The following is a 19,170-nucleotide window of genomic DNA, read 5'->3' on the forward strand; positions in this document are numbered from 1 at the left end:
AGAGCCCAATTAAAGGCTACGCGACACAACCGTTTGATGACTGGCGCCCGATCTTGCGTGTGTCCCCGGTCCCGTGCACCCGGTAATACAGCCACGACAAATAAAGCACGTGGGTTCCAAGCGGGTTGTCAGGACCCGGCGGCCAATAGTCAGGCCATTCGGGGTTGCGCTCTTTCATTGATGGAGTGGGCCGCCAACTGGGCCTCTCCACCTTCCTTATAACCTCTGTATATCCTCGGCGGGTCAGCTCTTCCGAGGCGGGGACACTTGAAGGGTAGAGTTTGTAAACACTTTCGTCTTCCGACCAGTACTGGACTGCACGCGAGTCAATGTCGCACATAATTGCACCGTGCTGAAGGTTATCGAAGTGGTCTTGCCAGGGATCCGCACTGAAGGACAGAAATATTTCTGCGTACCGCCGAGGGCTCCTGCTCCTGAGCACGGAGAAGGGAAGGTGTTCCCAGAAGTCCGATCATAGTTGTCGAGACGAACTGGCACCGTGTTTTCTTTGAATCAGTAATATACTTTGCCTCGCCCTTTTGTTGATGAACGGATACGACCTCTAGCTGCTAGAGCTTCAACCGAAAATTGATGACGTTCTCGTGAGGCGGCGAGACTAGAGATATCTACGTGTTTCAGCGCAATAGTTGCGATACTTGGTGCCGTATTGTTCGCACAGCCATGGCTCTTCTGCGAGCGGGGCAAGGGCCAGCGCGGCAACTCCAACGATGACGACAGGCCAAACCCAAGGTGAGGCGAAGAGAAGACCCAAACCTATTAGGATGGCCATGTCGGCAAGATACTGCGGATTCCGAGAGAAACGGTAGAGACCCGAAGTGATCAGCTCGTCTCTCACCCCACTGGTGGCTTTCAGTCCAATGATGAATGCCCCCCACCAGGCGATCAGATTTCCGATTGCGATCAAGAACGGCCCGACTGCCCAACGGAGCGCGTTGGGCATAGAAGCGGATTTCCAATCCACGATGCCCAAACCGATCACCGCCCCAAACACGGCCAATGTGAGGCCCCATGCAATGATTGGTATGACTGAATGCTCTCTGTTTGGAGGCCAGATGCGCTTGGACGGGCGGACGATCGACCAAAGGAGCGCACCAATCAAAACCAGACCGGACAGCAGGCCTACGACCACTAGTATGCCTTGGGCAATCGTCATGAGCGGTGTCCGAACACCTGCGCCTCCTGATGCGCATTGTCGGTCGCTTCGAATTCAAGCGTGGAATGCTCGATTGAGAAACGTTCATGCAGCACCGATTTGACGTTTTCTTTAATTTTGTCGGCCTCACCCATCCGGTCGCGTTCGACAACAATATGGCAGTCCAATGCCGCAGCGTTCTCCTGCATTTGCCACAGGTGGACATGATGCACGTCCACAACGCCATCGACAATCTGGATCGCTCTGACCACGTCATTTCCATCAATATCTGGTGGGCTCCCAAGCATCAGGGTTCGAATTGGGGCCCCTATTTCGGTGAAGGACAGATACAGGATGTAGAGCGCGATGCCGATGGTGATGGCCGGATCCACCCAACGCATATCATAAAGTATAATGAGCGTCCCGCCGACTATGACGGCCACTGAAGCCAACGCGTCCGAAAGGTTGTGGAGAAACAGCGCGCGGATGTTCACGCTCCCCTTCTGCATCGAATAGGTCAGCATTGCGGTCAGCGTGTCGACCACAAGCGCAATTCCACCGAGAATGACGACGGTCCACCCCATGACTTCGGGTGGATCAATCATGCGCATGCCACCTTCGTAGATCAGGTAGAAGCCGATCACGATCAGGGTGGTGTAGTTGATCAGGGCAGCGACGATTTCGACCCGGCCATAGCCGAAAGTCATGCGCTCATCGGCCGGGCGGCGCGCGATCTTGCGCGCGGCGAAGGCAATGACAAGCGAGGCCATATCGGAAAAGTTGTGCAGCGCATCGGCGATAAGTGCTAGACTGCCCGACAATATGCCCCCGACGATTTGCGCAACAGTAAGTAGCCCATTCGCCCAGATCGCGATCGCAACCCGTCGATCCCCAGAATTCGGATCGATATTCGCGTGCCCGTGATCATGCGGCATTGGCAGGCTCCTCATGCGCGTGTGTCGCGCGTCGGTCAGTCTTCAGGCGGCCGCTGCGGAAACCACGTACGCGCGCATTCATCCAGTGGCGTATTATATGACGGTAAAGGGCACCACGCAGCCTTCCAAAGGATTGCTCATGGGACAAATAGAAGGCGTCGGGCGTATCGTACACGCCGAAATCTTGCACGATGCCGGTTTTCTGAATGTAGGTATCTTCTCCGTTCCAGGCGACGGGAGGCGCGCCAAGGCAATCCGTGCCCGCGCCATAACCGCAGAGACTGTCCGTGTCCGAGAACGATCTTTGCAGGACTTCGAAGAAAGCGTCATCCAGGATGAAGCCTTCAAGGTTGATCCAGGCCCCTTGAAATTCGATCTCTACCCACGAGTGGAGAATTTCCTCTGGAGCAAGCGGATACACCAACTCTGGGACAACACCGCGCTGCAAGCCTTTGTGGATCGTAAACCCATGCAACCGGCAACGAACGCCAACACCACGCAGCAGCGCCATTAAGAGCGTGCCTTTCGTATTGCACTGCCCGTAGCCGTCGGAAAGTACCTCGGATGCGGGGATGTCGTCAGCTCGATTGTATCCGAACGCAATTTCATTTCGAACGAAATCATAGGCAGCTCCGATCCGATCGTATTCGGATAAGTCGCGCCAGCTGCGGCTCTCTATTAGATGCGCAAGAGGCGCGGCATCAAAATCCAGTAGTTTGGTGGGTGCAAGTAGGGGGTTGGTTATCTGCAACGGAGTCGCTCCTCGAATCGTCTTGGAACAGACTAGTCTCTATAGTTACTGTAGCTTCAACCCCTTCTTTTAGAAACGATCTCTCGCAACTACTTGTCCGTGTGAACTGCTTTGTGGTGTTCACCGTGTGCGTCGCGTAGGATATTGACACCGCCCCAGGCCGCGATCCCGGCGATAATCACACCGACGACTAGGTCGGGCCAGTTCGTTCCCAGCCAGGCAACGAGGCCACCTGCGACTACGATTCCGAGGTTTGCCGCAAAGTCGTTCCAGCTGAAAGTATTGGCCGCGCGGATGTTGACGTCCGGATCTTTGAGCCGAGCGAGCAACCAGACACAAACTGAGTTGATGGCCGCCGCGATCAGCGCCATGACGATCATAACGGTGCCAAGGGGATCCGACCCACCGACATAGCGGCGCCAAGCATCATAAAGGATCCCGATGGCGAACACGATCAGCAGGCCGCCCGAGACATTCGCCGCGCCACGTTTCCATTTCGCAGACCGCGACAATGCAAACAGACTGATTGCGTAGACCAAGCTGTCTGAAAGGTTGTCGAGCCCGTTGGCGATCAGGGCACTGGAATCCCCGAAGGTCCCAGTTGCGAAAAAGGCCGCAGCAAGACTGATATTGAGACCGAGAACGATCCAAAGTGTGCGTCTTTCTGCTCGTTTTTCTGCCGCCATACTTCCCATTCCAATTTGTGAACTATGATCTTTCAACCTCTCTGGCAGATCAGGGTTCCGGATTGATTATTGATGGTCAGTTCCACGTACGACCGTCGGGAGCTTTCAGGCAGGCGCCCCAACCAATGCAGAGCATAGCCCTTTTTATGGGGCGATGAGATCGCGATTTGAGACGGTTTCAAGTTCAAACCATAAAGTTCAATTGGTTCGTGGCGCGGCCAGTATTATAGCTGCGCCGAGCAAGCAAACGGCTGTGCCAAGCGCATCCCACCTGTCCGGTCTGTGACCCTCTGCAAGCCACATCCACAGTACCGAAGCCGCAATGTAGACTCCGCCATAGGCGGCAAAGGCGCGGCCCGCAGCAACCGTTTCGACTTGCGCCAGAAGCCACCCGAATACCACCAAGGCTACAATACCGGGTACGAGCCAAGCCGCGGATGCGCCGAGGCGCCACCAGCTCCAGATCGCGAAACACCCGGCGATCTCGGCCAAGGCCGCAAGCGGGTATGCAAGCGCGGCAGGCATCTCAGGCGCCGATCTCGTCATGTTCGGTCAAACATTCGGAATGATCCCGCAACACCTCAAGCACCTTGCAATCGGCAGTACGTCCACCGCTGCATTCGTGAACCATGCGTTTCAGTTCGGTGCGCAGCGCCTTCAGACGGGCCATGCGCTGCTCCACCTGCTTTAGCTGGCGACGCGCAATCGCGTCGGCTTCTTCGCAGGGCCGATTGGGCTGGTCGCTGAGGTCGAGCAGCTCGCGGATCGCATCAAGCGAGAAGCCGAGTTGTCGCGAATGGCGGATGAAGGACAGTCGGTCGAGCTGTGCGTTGTCATAGCGCCTCTGTCCGCCTTCAGTCCGGCCAGGTTCGGGCATGAGCCCGATCTGCTCGTAGTACCGAATGGTCTGCACCTTTGTGCCGGTCTTCTTTGACAGAGTGCCGATCGTGAGCATCTTCGCCTCCATGAAAAAGTTACAGTCTTTGTAGGTTTTGCCGCCCCAATAGACAAGTGCCGGATTCACAGACGCGTGAGTTTAAGCCACAACGTGATTTCGCGCTTGAACCTCTAGTAGCTAGAGGATGTAAACGCGACAATAATCAAGAACCAAAATCAGGCGCGCAGGTTTGTCCCTTACATCGGCACAGAAATTTCTTTGGGTTTTGGCAGGCGTCGCGTCGCTTGCCTTCGTATGGCTTTTGCTCTGGTCGGACTATCGCGCTGACCGCGCCCGAACCGACAACGATCCAGCGTTTGTCGCTGCATTCGAATTGACGGACCACCAAGGTGTGGTTCGCACGGAAGAAGACTTTTCGGGGCGTTGGATGTTGGTATTTTTCGGCTTCAGCAACTGCCCCGATGTCTGCCCGACGACACTGTCTGAGGTCGCGGCGGTGATGGACGGTCTGGGCGACAATGCCGCGAGGGTCCAGCCGATTTTCATAACCATCGACCCCGAACGGGACACGCCCATGGCACTCGCCGAATTCGTTCCGCTGTTCGATGCGAACATCATCGGGCTGACAGGTACGCCCGAACAGATCGCCGCTACATCCGAAACGTTTCCGATCTTCTTTGAACGCATCGAAGAGGCTACAGCTCCGGATGGCTACACAATGGGCCACACGTCACATCTGTTTCTATTCGACCCCGAGGCAGGCTTTGCAGACTCATGGCCCTATGGCACGTCCGCTGAAGAGATTCTCGCCGATCTGGAAGAGAGGATCTGACCGACATGAACCGCGTACCCGCAGAAACCGCCCTCGGGCTGGCATGGATCGTTGCCCTCGTCGCCTCGCTTGCTGTACTTTTCATCGGCGAAGTGATGGGGCAGACACCCTGCGTGCTGTGCTGGTTCCAGCGCGCCTTCATGTTCCCGCTCGCGATCATTCTCGGCCTCGGCCTTTGGTGGCGAGACGGCAGCGTCGGGCGCTATGGCATCGCTCTGGCGCTTGGTGGTGGCGTGGTCGCCCTGTGGCACATGGGCCTCTACGCGGGCCTGATCCCCGAACGCATCCAGCCCTGCACGGCCACCGGCCCCTCTTGCACCGATGATAACCAATTGGTCTTCGGCATTCCGATCCCGCTGATGGCGCTGGTCGCCTTCGCACTGATCGGGTTCCTGTCGGCACTTTCATTGAAGGAAACACAAACATGAATCGACGCGGCTTAATCCTGTCCGTTCTCGCCCTCGGCGTTGCCGGTTTCGGCGGAGCCACTTGGTACGCGACTCGCCCCGGCCCCGCGGCCGAAGCAAAAACCGTTGCGCCGGAACTCGCGGACGCGATGATCCGCTCTTACTCGCCCATCCTCGGACCTGCCGACGCGCCCGTCACGATTGTCGAATTCTTTGACCCGGCCTGCGAGGCTTGCCGCGCCTTCCATCCGATCGTGAAGGACATCATGGCACAGCATGGAGATGCCGTCCGCGTCGTTATCCGCTACACCGCGTTTCATGGCGAGGCATCCGAGGAAGCGATCCGCGTGCTCGAGGCAGCACGCATGCAAGGCGTTTACGAGCCGGTGCTCGAAGCCGTTCTGCGGGATCAGCCGAGATGGGCGTCGCACGGCGCGCCTGAGCCCGGTCTGATCCTCCAGATCGCCGCCACTGCCGGACTCGATGCAGAGGCCGCGCGCACGCAAATGCTGGCACCGGATGTCGTTGCGATCCTGAATCAGGATCGTGCGGACGTCGAAACCGTGGGAGTTCGCCAGACTCCTACTTTCTTTGTAAACGGCAAGTCGCTCGATCCATTCGGGGAGGCAGAACTGCGTCGATTAGTGGCCGCGGAAGTTGCTGCCGTGCAAAGCTGAATGGAAAAGGCAGGACCAAAACGATGAAAAAGATTATTATGACGGGCACACTGGCCGCGCTCTTGACCTTTGGAGGGCTCTCAGTACCCGCACTGGCCGGACCCGTGGATGTCGTCGTCGAAAGCGCCTGGTCCCGCGCCTCCATAGGGATGAACCGCCCCGGGGCCGCCTACATGACGATCCGCAACACTGGCGACGAGCCGGTGACGCTGATTGGTCTTTCAACACCCCTCGCGATGATGCCCGAGATCCACGAGACGAAGACCAATGCCGAAGGTGTGAGTTCCATGAGCGCGGCAGGTGAGATCGCGATCGCCCCGGGCGAGAGCGTCGCGCTTGAGCCGGGCGGCCTCCACGCGATGTTGATGCGGCTACAACAACCCATGACGGAAGGGGAAACCTTTCCGCTGACCCTACTTTTTGTCGACGGGGGCGAGGTGACAGTCGAGGTGCCGATCCTTGGCATCGCCGCACGCGGACCGGAAGACTAATGCGACGAAGGACGATCGCAGGATACGGCGCGGCCGGTGCCGGTGCAATTGCCTTGACGCTCTTCGTCGGTTGGTGGCGGGTCGACGGACCCGGTGCGCCCGAACCTATCGAGCAGCGGCCTATGGCTCTGACCGAGATGGATTTCCGCCTGACTGACCATGAAGGCAACGAGGTCGGGCCGGAAACCCTGATCGGGCGACCGACGATGGCGTTCTTCGGTTTCACTTACTGCCCCGATGTCTGCCCGACCACGCTCTCGGACATTTCAGGTTGGCTCGACGATTTAGGAGACGAAGCCAAACAGTTGAACGTGGTTTTCATCACGGTCGATCCCGAGCGCGATACCGTCGAGGCGATGGCAGAATATGTCAGTTATTTCCACCCAGCGATCCGCGGCTGGACGGGACCGGAGGGGCAGATTGCGCGCATCGCGGACGGCTTCCGCGCTGCCTACGAGCGGGTGCCCACGGAAGGCGGCGACTACACGATGAACCACACGGCCAGCGTCTTCCTGTTCGGTGCCGCTGGACGGTTCGTCACCATGATTGACTATCATGAACCGAGGGAATTCGCGGTACCGAAGATCCGCCGCGCGTTGGAAGAAGAAACGGAGGGAGCGACATGAGGCTCAGAACTTTTGCGGCAGGTGTCGCGCTTGCGGGGACCGTTTCGGGGGCGGCTATCGCATTCTTCGATGTTCTGTCGAAAGAACCCGTGCCGCCAGAACTTGCCCAGGCAGGTAGCTGGATGCCCCAGCGTCCTGAAGCTCCCCGGAGCCTGGATATTCCGTTGTCGCTGCCAGCTACGGCGTGGGTGGAAGATACACCCGGCTTCGGCCCCTTGCCCCTGCTGCAGGCCGCTGTTGTTGACAGGCCGATGCAGGCCATCGAACCGCCCCTGTTGACTTGGTCTCGCGACATCTCTTCTGGTGAAACGCTCGACTCCTTGCTTTCCGAAGCCGGTCTTGCGGGAGCCGACAGGGCGGAAGTCGCCCTTGCACTTGGCGCGGAATACGATCTGCGACGGTTGCGGCCGGGGAATTCGGTCACTGTTGTTTCGACTATGGATGGCAGCCCCCGCACCGTCTCGCTCGCCGTCGAGGACGGGGTGCGGATCGAGGTGCTTTTTGGCGAGCAGGTGTCCACGCAGGTCGTGGCGCCGGATCCGGAGATCGTAACCCTTGCTGGGGAGGCCGTGATCGACACCTCGATCTTCGCGGCACTCGACAATGCCGGCATCCCCGCCCGATTTGCCGTGGACCTTGCGCAAATGCTGGGTGGAACCGTGGATTTCCGCCGTGAGATGGCTGGAGGCGAGACACTAAGGCTTCTCTGGCGCGAGACGCGCGTCGGCGATGACAAGATCGGACAGCCGGACCTCGCCTTCGCCGCACTGGAAATCGGCGATTCGCTTTACGAGATCGTTTGGCCGGACGACGGCAGCGGTCAGGCGACGATCTACGTCGATGGCGAGGTGCTTCGCGTCTTTGCACAGCCAGTCGAGGGCGCGCGCCTCAGCTCGGTGTTCGGGCGCCGCACACATCCTGTCTACGGAAACGTCCGGATGCACACCGGCGTCGATTTTGCCGCGGCAAGCGGGACGCCGGTACGGACGACGGCACCGGGCCGGGTCAGCTTCATCGGCTGGCGAGGCGGTTATGGACGCGTGGTCGAAATCTCCCATGGCTCCGAGACCATGACGCGCTACGCGCATCTCAGCGCCGTGTCGGAGGGCCTAACACAGGGCCAACGCGTGGCGGCGGGAGATGTGATCGGCCGCGTTGGCGCAACCGGCACAGCGACAGGTCCCAACCTGCACTACGAAGTCCTCGTAGATGGGCGTCCGACTGACCCTCTCTCTGACGACAGGCTCGCCGAAGCCGCAGAGAACGAGGTGGATGATACCGCCGCGCTGTTGCGTCTGACCGAGGCGCGCGCGCTTCTGACTGAAAACCTTGACAGCGAAATTGCCCAGACGACAACCGAAAGGCTCTGACCCATGAAACGCATGACCCAAGCTCTGACCATCGCGCTCGCCCTGTTCCCGGCGGCCCAGGCCCTCGCAGAGGCAACAGCGATAGACGTCCGCAAGACCAACGGATGCGGCTGCTGCCTGTCCTGGATGAACCATCTCGAGGAAAACGGATTCGCGCCGACGGGCGAGAACATGTTTGGCGGGTCGCTGGTTCGTTTCAAGCTCGACAACGGCGTGCCGCAGCGCATGGTCTCCTGCCATACCGCGCTCATAGAGGGCTACGTGATTGAAGGCCATGTCCCGGCCGCTGATATCCGCCGCCTTCTTGAGGAACGCCCGGACGCCGTCGGCCTCGCCGTTCCGGGAATGCCCTATGGCTCGCCCGGCATGGGGCCGGAAGAAAACCGTGAAGCTTATGATGTCTTCCTCATCCGCGAGGACGGGTCGACCGAAGTCTTTTCAAGCTACGCCGAAGGATAATCTGGCCCGCTTATGGAAAACCTGTCTCCGATAATGCTCGGCTTTCTCGGAAGCCTTGCCGCCGGATCGCTCACGGCAGTCGGAGCAATTCCCGTGCTGTTCGGGCGCATCCCGTCGCGGGCGACGCGCGATCTGTCGCTCGGCTTCGCTGCCGGCGTCATGCTCTCAGCCTCGTTCTTTTCTCTGATCATCCCGGCGTTGGATGCGGCGGAGCCGATGTTCGAGAACGGCGCGATGCCTGCGGCCATCGTTTGCGTCTCGATCCTTTTGGGCATGGGGGCCGTTGCATTGATGAATGAAAGGCTGCCGCACGAGCATTTCAGAACGGGACGCGAAGGGCCCGAAGCGGCGTCCTTACGGCGGGTCTGGCTGTTCATCATCGCAATCACGATCCACAACTTCCCGGAAGGCCTCGCGGTCGGAGTTGGCTTCGGTTCCGGAGGTATGGAAGGCGGTCTGCCACTCGCCATCGGCATCGGGCTTCAGAATGCGCCTGAAGGGCTGGCCGTTGCGGTATCCCTGTTGGGCGAAGGATATCCGAAGCTGCGCGCCTGGGGCATCGCCGCGCTAACGGGAATGGTCGAGCCGATTGGCGGTTTGCTCGGGGCCGGCATCATCACACTGTCGGAACCGCTGCTGCCATGGGGCTTGGCCTTTGCCGCAGGCGCCATGCTTTATGTCATCAGCCACGAAATCATCCCCGAAACCCATCGCAGCGGCCATCAGAACAAGGCAACGCTCGGCTTGGCCGTCGGGCTCGTTTTGATGCTTTTTCTCGATGTTTGGTTGGGGTGACGCAATGCCAGTGCATAAACTATCTCCGGTGATCGGCATTTTTGCGGCGCTTGCCGCTTTCGTAATCGATCAGATCACAAAAGCCATTGTTGTGGCGAATGCGGCCTCTTTAAGCACTGGAATCGCCGTGTTTCCAGGTTTTAACCTTGTCTTTTATCGCAATGATGGCGTCACTTTCGGATTACTTGGCGGCGCACCATGGTGGAGCCTCATAGCTCTCGCTCTTGCCATCTGCGGCTGGCTGGGGGTTATGCTGTTTCGCGCCGAAAATGCGGTTGAAACGCTCGCTTACGGAGCGATCATCGGTGGAGCCTCGGGCAATGTCATTGATCGTGTGCGGTATCGGGCTGTAACGGACTTCCTGGATTTCTACATCAACTCAACGCATTGGCCTGCCTTCAACATGGCCGATGTGTTTGTCGTCAGTGGCGTGGGGCTCTTGCTCGCCGCACCCTGGATCAGTGCGCGGCGTCCGATCAAGTCGTGAAGCCGGCAATTCTGAACTGCTTCGCTCTGCGCAAACGTCTGCTCTCGCGGATGACGCTTGGTTTCGCCGCCGGGCCGCTGACCGTTCTAACCTTCCCGCCTTTCTCGATTCTCCTTCTTGTTCCCGTTGCCTATTCTGCGTTGTTTGTCGGTCTTCGCGACCTCTCCTTCGGGCGTGCTTTTCTCGTCGGCTGGGCGTTTGGTCTCGGCCAGTTCGGTTTCGGGATTTCGTGGATCGCGGAAAGTTTCTACGTCGAACCCGAGCGTTTCGGGGCGCTGGCGACCCCGGCCGTCGCGGGATTGTCCGCAGGTCTCGCGATTTTCCCGGCCATTGCCGCCGTGCTCTTCGTCGAAATCGCGCGGCGCGGAGCCATGGGCAGTCTCCTGGCCTGCCTCCTGTTCGCGACCTCCTGGACCGCGGCCGAGTGGTTGCGCGGTCACGTTCTGACAGGTTTTCCGTGGAACCTCGCCGGCTACGCTCTGGTCGATTACGCCGCCCTTCGCCAGCCCGCCGCCTGGGTGGGAAGTTATGGGCTAAGCTTTCTCACCGTGTTCGTAGCGGCACTCCCCGGCGCGGCTCTCATGGCGGTCGGGCGACAACGATTGATCATCTCGCTAATGCCGCTGGCCGGCATCGTGACGATGTGGGCCGTCGGCACGCTTCGCCTCCAGTCGGATGCACCACAGCCACCGGATGTCGACCTGCGCATCGTTCAGGGCAACGTTCCCCAAGAGGAGAAATGGGCGCCCGAGAACCGCGAGGCGACCTTCGCGCTCTATCTCGAGCTTTCAACCCAGCCCGGCGATTTCGACGTTCTTCTCTGGCCGGAAACCGCCTTTCCCGGGTTCCTCGATGAGGATGCCCAGGCGCGGGCCCGCATTGCCGCTGCGCTACCGGACGGCAGCGTGCTGCTAACCGGAGTGCCGGACCGTGTACTGAGCGAGGATGGCACCCGATATTTCAACACCGTCCAGGCTTTTGACGATACCAATGAGATCCTGACCGGATACGCGAAACACCATCTCGTGCCCTTTGGCGAATACGTGCCATTCCGCGGCTGGTTGCCGATCGAGCGGCTGACGGCGGGGCTGGGCGATTTTACGCCCGGACCGGGTCCGCGCACCCTTGCGCTTCCGGGTATGCCGCTGGTCGCCGTGGCGATCTGCTATGAGATCATTTTCCCGGGCCATGTGGTCGACGACATGTTCCGACCCGACTGGATTTTTAACGCGACGAACGATTCCTGGTTTGGAACCAGCATCGGACCCGAGCAGCATCTGGCTTCCGCACGTATGCGCGCCGTAGAGGAAGGCCTTCCTGTCATCCGAGCCGCGAATACGGGCATCTCTGCGGTCATCGACGCGAACGGAGAGATCATTGCGCGGCTCGATACAGGGGAAAGGGGCATCATCGACGCTGATCTTCCCTCAGCGCAGCCGCCTACGCCATATGCGCTTTTCGGGGACTGGATGTTGCTGGCGCTCATCTTGGCTTCGTGGAGCTGGGCTCTGGCGGCCAATGCGACGGCTAACTACCGCCGCATGAGAAAGACCGTCATGCAAAGATGTGGATAGGCGTTCCGTCCTTCACCATTGCATAGATGTCCTCGATCTGCCGATCTGTGACTGCGATGCAGCCAGCTGTCCAGTCGCGGATGTCCGTCGGGTCGATGCCGGGGCGTGGACCACCATGGATGAAGATGTCGCCGCCGGGGGAAAGGCCCTGCGCTGCGGCAAAGGCGATGTCGGCCTCATTTGGATAAGAGATGCCAACTGAAAGATGATACGTACTTTCAGGGTTGCGCTTATCGACTATGTAGGTGCCCTCCGGGGTCCGACCGTCTCCCTCGAATTGCTTGTGACCCTGAGGAGCGAAGCCCAGCCCGATCGGATAGGTTTGCAGCACGCGATCGGATCCGTCGAGAACAAGCAAACGCTGTCCCTTGTAGAGCCGAAGTCGCGTCACTTCGGGTCCGTCATAGCTGCGGAACTTGCCGGCACAGCCCGACAAAAAGGCCGCTAAGCCACCCAACAGGACGGCGCGGCGGGGAAATCGGATGGTTTTCACTGCTCGATGCCTCTTTCGTGAGGTCTGATATGGAAATAATGTTACCTTGCAAATGCCGCGTGATCAATGTCCGTGGGCAAGCGCGGCCTTTGCGATCTGTGGCCCAACCTGCTCGCCACCGGACGGCGGTGCCTTGGCCTCTTGGCTGTTGAGCAGGCGCAGGGCGTTCGCCACCACCAGCAATGACACACCCACGTCGGCTGCAATAGCGCCCCACATCGATGCCATTCCGAACGCGGTAGCGACAACGAAAACTCCCTTGGTCGCCAAGGAAATACCGATGTTCTGATGGATAATCGACATTGTCCGGCGCGAATGACCGATCAGCCAAGGCACCTTGCCGAGGTCGTCGGTCATAAGGGCAATGTCCGCCGTCTCGATTGCCGCGTCAGAACCAACCGCACCCATCGCGATGGCATAATGCGCGCGCGCCATTGCGGGTGCATCGTTCACCCCGTCGCCGATCATGGCAACCATGTCATGAGTTTTGACCAGTTCTTCGATGGCTGTCACCTTGTCTTCGGGCAGAAGCTCAGCGCGCACCTCGTCGATACCGACCTCGGCGGCAACGGCGCGCGCTGTTCGCTCGTTGTCACCGGTCAGCATAACGATGGTTTTCACGCCTTGCGCGTGAAGTTGCGCCACGATGCCCTTGGCATCAGGGCGGATGCGATCGCGCAGTTCAAGAATGCCCGTCACGCCGGATTCATCGCCGACAGCGACAAGGGTGCTGCCGGCGCCTTCGATCCGCTCCCGCAGATCCTTCGGAATGGCGTCGCCGAAACCCTTCTCCTCGGCAAACCGGTCCGACCCCAGCCAGATGGACCGTCCGTCGGTGCGTCCTTCAAGTCCCCTGCCGGGAATGGTGCGGGTATCCTCTGCGGCGGACACCTTGACGCCGTCGGCCTCCGCCCGCGCGAGAATGGCACGCGCCAAAGGGTGCGACGAACGTGCCTCCAGCCCTGCGGCGAGGGTCATCAGATCTTGTGCTGAAGCCCCGCCCAGCGGGTGCACCGCCGCCACTTCCGGCTGACCCATGGTGATTGTGCCGGTCTTGTCCATGGCCAGCGCCGTGGTCCTGCCCGGCGCCTCTACATAGGCACCGCCCTTGATGAGGACGCCCGCCCGCGCCGAAGCGGTGAGCGCTGCGACGATGGAGACAGGGGTCGAGATGACCAGAGCGCATGGGCAAGCGATCACCAGCAGCACGAGGGCATTGTAGAACCAGTAATCCCAGGCTCCGCCGAAGATAAGCGGCGGCAGTAGCGCAATTGCGACGGCGAGAGCCATGACGATAGGCGTGTAGATGCGGGCGAACTTTGCCACCCACTGTTCCACCGGCGCGCGGCGGGCATGGGCGTCGCCGACCATGCGGATGATCTTGGCCAAGACGGTATCCGAGGCGACCTTCGTGGCGCGCACAGTTAGTGTACCTTCGCCGTTGATCGTGCCCGCATAGACCTCGTCTCCGGCCTCTTTGGGTATCAAGGCACTTTCGCCGGTGATCGGCGCCTGGTCGACCGCGCCCGCGCCACCCGTCACCTCGCCGTCGAGCGGGATACGGTCGCCACCGCGTACAATAAAGCTTGAGCCTACGGCGACTTGCACCGCCGGCATGTCGGTCTCGCTTCCGTCATCGTGGATCACGCGCGCCGTAGGTGGCGCAAGATCCAGGAGCGCCGACACAGCGTTCCGCGCGCGCCCAACGCTCCAGCTTTCGAGAAAGAGGGACAGCGAAAAGAAAAAAGCCACTGTCGCTGCCTCGAAGAATTCACCGAGCCCGATGGCTCCGGCGACTGCGACAACCATCAGCAGGTTCATGTCGGGCGACAGCCGACGTGCGGACGACCATGCCTTCGGTGCCACAAGCCAAACGCCGAATAGGATAGCAACTGCAAAAAGCCCTGCCTCGGCCAGCGGCATCGGCGCTTCGCCGTGCCCCGCGAAGAGGCCGAGCGCCCCCCCCATACCGGTCTCGACGATGTGCCAGAGAAAACCCGCCGCCCAGAAGCCGCCGCTGAGAGCCGTAAACAGCCGCTGTCGTGCAAGATGGGCCGCTTGGTCGACCGACGCGTTCTCGGCATTCCACGGCTTCGCCGTCATGCCGGTGCTCGCGACAAGTTCCGCAACTTCGTCGTCCGATACACTCTTTGCGCTGTCGAGAATGGTCATCCTCCCGTTGATTACATCGAACGCGAGATGCTCGGCCCCGCCGATCTGCGGGCCGATTACCTTATTCAAGATCGCGACCTCCTCGGCGCAATCGAGGCCAGACACCTGAAAACTGCGCCCGCCGGTTGGCGCGGGAGTCGTCGGTGCGATGTCGCCGCACTTTCCGGCGCTACCACAGCAACTGCCGCCGCTTGCCTGGGCGTCTTCGGCGTGATCGTGATCGTGGCGGTGGGTGTCGGACGGCATGAACGGACCTCTGGATTCGGGTGCTTTGTCATGACATAGCCCCTACAGTAGCTAGAGCTTCAAGAGAAAAGTTCGGTGGTATTTCCGTTTGTTTTCTTGCTAGACGGTCCGACGACAGCCTCAATCACGGCGTGAGGCATAAAAAGCCGATACGAAGAAAAACAGAAAAGAAAGGAAACTCGATGCAGGTTTTGATGCTGAAGCAAAAAATGATGGTTGCGGTGGCGCTTTTGCTCACGACAGGATGCGCCATCCAGCCGACAGGGCCGGACGACACGGCAGACCAGACGGGCAACGTTCCCGAAGCCGTGGTTGCGATGGCTGCTCCGGATCAGGATGTTGCAACCGCGCGCCTCGTGCCGGAAGACGGCTGCTATTGGTACGAACACAGCGGGCCGGTCGAAACGACGCTGCTGCCGTTGCGCACGGCGAACGGTAATCCGATCTGCGTGGCACGCGAAGCTTGAGGACGCGTCAGACGTTGCATCAACGCGCCTCAGACCTACGCACCACACTCAACTTCGCGCGGTGACACTGTCCTCCGCTGAGTACAAATGTGCCGTCGATTCGATCTCAACGTTGGGATAAAGTTCGTTAATGTGAGCCATGACCATCCGCACGCAACCCGAACTGGCTCGACCGCCGATACTTCTCGGATAGGGCGTGCCGTGTATTCGAAGATAAGTGTCGCGGCCTCCGACGTACAGATAGATGGCTCGTGATCCCAAAGCGTTTTCGGGGCCGGGTTCCATCCCGTCGGCCCATCGTGCGTTTTCCGGATCCCGCTCGATCATGTTCTGGGTCGGTGTCCAATGCGGCCACCTCACCTTGCGTTTGATCGTGTAGACCCCAGGCTCGTATAGGTTGCCCCGGGCAATGGCCACACCGTAGCGCATTGCGGTCCCGCTCTCCTCGATATGATAGAGATACCGCGCGACCGCATCGACATGGATGTCTCCTGGCACGAGCCCGGGTTTCGCAATCACGCGTTGGGGCAAAAAGCGCGGGTGTAGGCCCCAAGGGTTTGACGCGGCCGGATCGAATCCGGGCGGCGTGACTTGCGCGTCCCATTCAGCCTTCTGTGCCTCGGTGGGCCAGGTATCGGCCAACAGGGGGCTGGAAACAGACGCGGAGAATAGCGCCGTTGTTGTTTGAATGAAGTGTCGTCTTGTCAGCATGTCGTACCCTTTCGGTTCCCACCAGAATCTATGGCAAGAACGGTATCTGTTCACTTTGATTAGATAGGACTTCTAGTGGCTAGAGGTTCAAGGACATATTTTCGTGAAAACACACGATCCTTGTGATCCGCAATTTACCATCCGCTACTACGAAAAGATCGGCGCGCCGCCCAGCCTGACCCGGCCTGTTCCCGAGACCACGGTTGCTGCAGAGTCAGATCCTGTCGAAGCTGGCTATGGAGGAAGGCCATATCGCCCGCTTCGCCTGAGCAGCGAACGGCAGTGTGGTGAACTTTGACTTGCACGGTGACGGGGGCAGGCAAAGCAGCAACGACAAACAGGGCCGCGCAGTGTCCAAAATACCGGGCGTCTTGCTCGCCGCCTTCACCAGTCATCATAGATGGTGAAGGCACAACCGCACGGAAGCGCCGGCCACAGCGGCCTTGCGCACTGGCGAGGAGTATCTCCAAATTCGAGCACCTTGATTGCCAAGGTTCCGGCGGGCTTTGCCTCCTCCTACCGGAACTTTGGCCGACTGGCACGCACCCGTCAGGATACCGAGCGATGACGCTCATCTCTTAGGTCGTGGTGCGCCACATCCGGAACCGGCCCTGCCCGGTCACTTCGCAGATCAAACCCCGCGCTTCCATCCAGACGAGGTTGCGCTGGACGGCGGCGCGGCTGGCACCGGTCAGGGTCTCGGCCATTGGGGCGGAGACGAGGGGCCATTCGGCCAGCACGGCGCGCAATGCTGGTGGTGTCTTGCCAGAGAGCGGGGCCATCATGGTTTCCGCCCGCGCTGACCATGCCTGGATATCGTCGAGGTGCCGCATCGCGGTCAGGCATGCTGTTTCCATTCCCTCGAGCCAACGCTCCAAGCGCTCAGCTGGTGGGCCACTGGCGCGCAGCCCCCCTGCCCCGCGCATAGCCAGAGGCGCAAAGATGGCCCCTCCATTCGAATTCGGGCCTTCGCTGGCGGCAATGCGTGCGGCGGTAACCGCCGCTTCCATCCGGTCGCCCTGTTGCCCGAGGCCCGCAAGGCTCCAGAGGTGAAGCCCCATGCAGGCGCGTGTGATCGGGTGCAGGTCGACGGCTTGCGCCATCAGGTCAAGCCAACCGCCCGCGCGATCCGCAAAGGTTTCGGCTTCACCTGCTATGTTTTCGGGGTCACGGCGATCGAGGAAGGCGGACAGGTCCACCTCTGGGCCGGGACCGCCTGTTAGACGCCGCACTGCCCATCCGACACGCGCGAGCGCTGCAGTGTTGTCCTGCACGCCGGACAGGCGCATGGATATCCAGAGCGCCAGCCGATCCGGGCCAATACGGTCACCCACAAACCAGCTGAGGTCTGCCGCCTCCATCAGCGCGAGCCTGTGCCGCCAGCCTTTCGGGCCACGGCGCAGCCGGTCATCCAACGCGCCGATCCGACCAGCCACACGGGCGAGACGCGCGGCATTAACCGCCTCTGCCTTCCGCCAATCGTCGAGGACTGCGGTTTCACGCAGCTCTGCTCTCGGTCCGGGCAGCAGATAATCCGGCTCCACTTCCATCGGACCGGGCAGGAACCACAGGTCGTCCTCAGACGTCTCTTCAAGCCCCTCCGAATCCACTAGAGGATCGTCAAAACTATCATAATGTGTAGATACTTGAGGCTTCATATGTGCAAAATACGGCACTTTTGCATTTTACCCAAGTGTTTTGTCAGGGTGCGCCCACACACCTTATATAGCACGTGCGCGCGGTGGTCTGCGAGATCTCTCTGATCACGCTCAGCGTATGGAATCCAAGGGGTTTTTGATGAGCAGCACCACAGAGAGAGCGGTTGCATTCGTTTACAAACGGTCGTTTAGTAACGGTATATGAAATTGCAAACGGCCGATTTTCATGCCCCTGATAGGCTATGCGCGCGTATCCACAGAGGATCAGACCCCCCTGCCCCAGTCTGAGGCCCTGCAAACTGCGGGATGCGTCGAGATCTTCGAAGAGCACGCCTCAGGCGGCAATCGTGCCCGGCCGGTGCTTGCCCGCTTGCTGGAGCGCATTAGCAAGGGCGACACGCTGGTTGTCGTACGGATCGACCGGCTCGCACGGTCTCTGTCGCACCTTCTCGAGGTGATCGAACGGTTGGAGGCCAAGGGGGCGTTCTTTCGTTCCATTCAGGACCCGATCGACACCGGATCCCCGCAAGGCAAGTTCACGCTGCAGGTTCTGGGCGCCGCGGCCGAGTTCGAGCGGGCGCTGATCCGGGAACGTACCAAAGCAGGGCTGGCGAGCGCCCGTACCAAGGGCCGGGTCGGCGGGAACCCTGGACTGCGGGCCAAAGACCCTGCTGCTCTTCGCAAAGTACGGCTGGCGCGACAAGACGGCTACATGGAGCGTCTGAACGAGACGGCACAAGATTGGGTGCCCCATGTGCGCCGGTTGCGACCCGACTTGGCCTGGGAAGACGTGGTGCGCATCATCAACGGCCCCTTGCCCGAGGCGCGTCGCTGGACCCAAAGCCGTCTCTTGCGCGCTGTGAAGGCCTATGTCGGCGACGGCTTCCTGCCGGCCGAGGTGCTAGCCCGCGCCGGGCGCCGCGAAACCGACGACCGTCTGCCCGCCATCGTCGCCGGCATCAAGGGCGCGGACCCCGACATCACGCTTCAGGCGATCTGCACCCGGCTGGAAGCGATGCGCGAACGCACGCCTCGTGGCCGAACAAGATGGCAGCCGTCTTCGGTGAAAATGCTGTTGGAGCGGGCGGAACGACTTGGCCTCATGCCGTACGAATCGAGCCAAAATCAGATGTAGCTTCTGACCCGAATCCAAAAAATTTCACCGGGAGAAAACTCCGCAGGAGGCAGAAAGTGCCATTAGTTGCTTGGGGTTAGCTGCTAATATGCCAACTCAACAGAGTAGCGGCTCGATTTGGTTAGATCTGCATTTAATATATCTATA

Annotated in this window: 23 protein-coding genes and 1 pseudogene; 13 read left to right on the forward strand and 11 right to left on the reverse strand. The window is 60.1% G+C overall.

Features of this window, described 5'->3' with window-relative positions:
- Positions 1 to 22: 22 nt before the first annotated feature.
- From J4721_RS18050 to J4721_RS18080, 7 genes and pseudogenes are all read right to left on the reverse strand, one after another.
- Positions 23 to 476 (reverse strand): annotated as a pseudogene (locus tag J4721_RS18050) (L,D-transpeptidase); the annotation flags it as partial.
- Between the two features lie 140 nt (positions 477 to 616).
- Positions 617 to 1,174, reverse strand: coding sequence for an isoprenylcysteine carboxylmethyltransferase family protein (locus tag J4721_RS18055; protein WP_009807988.1), 558 nt, complete (start codon positions 1,172 to 1,174; stop codon positions 617 to 619).
- Positions 1,171 to 2,088, reverse strand: coding sequence for a cation diffusion facilitator family transporter (locus tag J4721_RS18060; protein WP_009807987.1), 918 nt, complete (start codon positions 2,086 to 2,088; stop codon positions 1,171 to 1,173). Before J4721_RS18060 ends, J4721_RS18055 begins: the two co-directional genes overlap by 4 nt.
- Positions 2,078 to 2,833, reverse strand: a complete 756-nt coding sequence (locus J4721_RS18065; protein ID WP_092465208.1) for a transglutaminase family protein — start codon at positions 2,831 to 2,833, stop codon at positions 2,078 to 2,080. The genes J4721_RS18060 and J4721_RS18065 overlap by 11 nt, the downstream gene beginning before the upstream one ends.
- A 95-nt stretch (positions 2,834 to 2,928) precedes the next feature.
- Complete coding sequence (locus J4721_RS18070) at positions 2,929 to 3,525, reverse strand: cation transporter (protein WP_009807985.1); 597 nt, start codon at positions 3,523 to 3,525, stop codon at positions 2,929 to 2,931.
- A gap of 198 nt (positions 3,526 to 3,723) precedes the next feature.
- Positions 3,724 to 4,050: a YnfA family protein gene (locus tag J4721_RS18075; RefSeq protein WP_009807984.1), complete on the reverse strand. Its 327-nt coding sequence runs from the start codon at positions 4,048 to 4,050 to the stop codon at positions 3,724 to 3,726.
- Between the two features lies 1 nt (position 4,051).
- Positions 4,052 to 4,480, reverse strand: coding sequence for a helix-turn-helix domain-containing protein (locus J4721_RS18080; RefSeq protein WP_039965742.1), 429 nt, complete (start codon positions 4,478 to 4,480; stop codon positions 4,052 to 4,054).
- Positions 4,481 to 4,652: 172 nt separating this feature from the next.
- On the opposite strand from J4721_RS18080, the gene J4721_RS18085 reads away from it, so the two are divergent.
- Genes J4721_RS18085 through lnt form a run of 10 tightly spaced genes read left to right on the forward strand, consistent with a single transcriptional unit; the run spans position 4,653 to position 12,141 of the window.
- Entirely contained in the window at positions 4,653 to 5,255 is a 603-nt protein-coding gene (locus J4721_RS18085) for an SCO family protein (RefSeq protein WP_232617642.1), read from the forward strand.
- 5 nt (positions 5,256 to 5,260) lie between these two features.
- Positions 5,261 to 5,683, forward strand: coding sequence for a disulfide bond formation protein B (locus tag J4721_RS18090; protein WP_009807981.1), 423 nt, complete (start codon positions 5,261 to 5,263; stop codon positions 5,681 to 5,683).
- Positions 5,680 to 6,339, forward strand: coding sequence for a thioredoxin domain-containing protein (locus J4721_RS18095; RefSeq protein WP_009807980.1), 660 nt, complete (start codon positions 5,680 to 5,682; stop codon positions 6,337 to 6,339). The genes J4721_RS18090 and J4721_RS18095 overlap by 4 nt, the downstream gene beginning before the upstream one ends.
- Before the next feature lie 23 nt (positions 6,340 to 6,362).
- Positions 6,363 to 6,830 carry a copper chaperone PCu(A)C gene (locus J4721_RS18100; RefSeq protein ID WP_009807979.1) on the forward strand — a complete coding sequence of 156 codons (468 nt, stop codon included), beginning with the start codon at positions 6,363 to 6,365 and terminating at the stop codon, positions 6,828 to 6,830.
- Positions 6,830 to 7,456 (forward strand): SCO family protein, encoded by a 627-nt coding sequence (locus J4721_RS18105; RefSeq protein ID WP_009807978.1) that lies wholly within the window; start codon positions 6,830 to 6,832, stop codon positions 7,454 to 7,456. Before J4721_RS18100 ends, J4721_RS18105 begins: the two co-directional genes overlap by 1 nt.
- Positions 7,453 to 8,826 carry a M23 family metallopeptidase gene (locus tag J4721_RS18110; RefSeq protein ID WP_009807977.1) on the forward strand — a complete coding sequence of 458 codons (1,374 nt, stop codon included), beginning with the start codon at positions 7,453 to 7,455 and terminating at the stop codon, positions 8,824 to 8,826. Before J4721_RS18105 ends, J4721_RS18110 begins: the two co-directional genes overlap by 4 nt.
- A gap of 3 nt (positions 8,827 to 8,829) precedes the next feature.
- Positions 8,830 to 9,285, forward strand: coding sequence for a DUF411 domain-containing protein (locus tag J4721_RS18115; protein ID WP_009807976.1), 456 nt, complete (start codon positions 8,830 to 8,832; stop codon positions 9,283 to 9,285).
- Positions 9,286 to 9,297: 12 nt separating this feature from the next.
- The gene (locus J4721_RS18120) at positions 9,298 to 10,080 is read left to right on the forward strand and encodes a ZIP family metal transporter (protein WP_027238629.1); all 783 of its coding nucleotides are present in this window, start codon (positions 9,298 to 9,300) and stop codon (positions 10,078 to 10,080) included.
- Positions 10,064 to 10,567, forward strand: a complete 504-nt coding sequence (lspA, locus tag J4721_RS18125) for a signal peptidase II (RefSeq protein ID WP_211003343.1) — start codon at positions 10,064 to 10,066, stop codon at positions 10,565 to 10,567. Before J4721_RS18120 ends, lspA begins: the two co-directional genes overlap by 17 nt.
- On the forward strand, positions 10,534 to 12,141 hold the full coding sequence (gene lnt, locus J4721_RS18130; RefSeq protein ID WP_102856007.1) for an apolipoprotein N-acyltransferase: 1,608 nt from the start codon (positions 10,534 to 10,536) through the stop codon (positions 12,139 to 12,141). The genes lspA and lnt overlap by 34 nt, the downstream gene beginning before the upstream one ends.
- On the opposite strand, the gene J4721_RS18135 is transcribed toward lnt, so the two are convergent.
- Positions 12,122 to 12,634, reverse strand: a complete 513-nt coding sequence (locus J4721_RS18135; protein ID WP_009807972.1) for a murein L,D-transpeptidase family protein — start codon at positions 12,632 to 12,634, stop codon at positions 12,122 to 12,124. The two genes, lnt and J4721_RS18135, sit on opposite strands and share 20 nt — an antisense overlap.
- 63 nt (positions 12,635 to 12,697) lie before the next feature.
- On the reverse strand, positions 12,698 to 15,052 hold the full coding sequence (locus tag J4721_RS18140; protein ID WP_092465195.1) for a cation-translocating P-type ATPase: 2,355 nt from the start codon (positions 15,050 to 15,052) through the stop codon (positions 12,698 to 12,700).
- A gap of 182 nt (positions 15,053 to 15,234) precedes the next feature.
- Between J4721_RS18140 and J4721_RS18145 the strand changes: the two genes are divergently transcribed.
- Complete coding sequence (locus J4721_RS18145) at positions 15,235 to 15,519, forward strand: hypothetical protein (protein WP_092465194.1); 285 nt, start codon at positions 15,235 to 15,237, stop codon at positions 15,517 to 15,519.
- Positions 15,520 to 15,567: 48 nt separating this feature from the next.
- On the opposite strand, the gene J4721_RS18150 is transcribed toward J4721_RS18145, so the two are convergent.
- Positions 15,568 to 16,230, reverse strand: coding sequence for a L,D-transpeptidase (locus J4721_RS18150; protein WP_092465193.1), 663 nt, complete (start codon positions 16,228 to 16,230; stop codon positions 15,568 to 15,570).
- Positions 16,231 to 16,333: 103 nt separating this feature from the next.
- Here J4721_RS18150 and J4721_RS18155 point away from each other — a divergent pair, with 103 nt between their 5' ends.
- The gene (locus tag J4721_RS18155) at positions 16,334 to 16,528 is read left to right on the forward strand and encodes a hypothetical protein (protein WP_123618725.1); all 195 of its coding nucleotides are present in this window, start codon (positions 16,334 to 16,336) and stop codon (positions 16,526 to 16,528) included.
- A gap of 280 nt (positions 16,529 to 16,808) precedes the next feature.
- On the opposite strand, the gene J4721_RS18160 is transcribed toward J4721_RS18155, so the two are convergent.
- On the reverse strand, positions 16,809 to 17,888 hold the full coding sequence (locus tag J4721_RS18160; protein ID WP_092465192.1) for a hypothetical protein: 1,080 nt from the start codon (positions 17,886 to 17,888) through the stop codon (positions 16,809 to 16,811).
- 226 nt (positions 17,889 to 18,114) lie between these two features.
- On the opposite strand from J4721_RS18160, the gene J4721_RS18165 reads away from it, so the two are divergent.
- A complete protein-coding gene (locus J4721_RS18165) occupies positions 18,115 to 19,023 on the forward strand; it encodes a recombinase family protein (protein WP_024099421.1) in 909 nt (302 codons plus the stop codon).
- Positions 19,024 to 19,170: the final 147 nt, after the last annotated feature.

The sequence above is a fragment of the Phaeobacter sp. HS011 genome (genome assembly GCF_018101215.1).
In the GTDB taxonomy this organism is placed as follows: Bacteria; Pseudomonadota; Alphaproteobacteria; order Rhodobacterales; family Rhodobacteraceae; genus Phaeobacter; species Phaeobacter inhibens.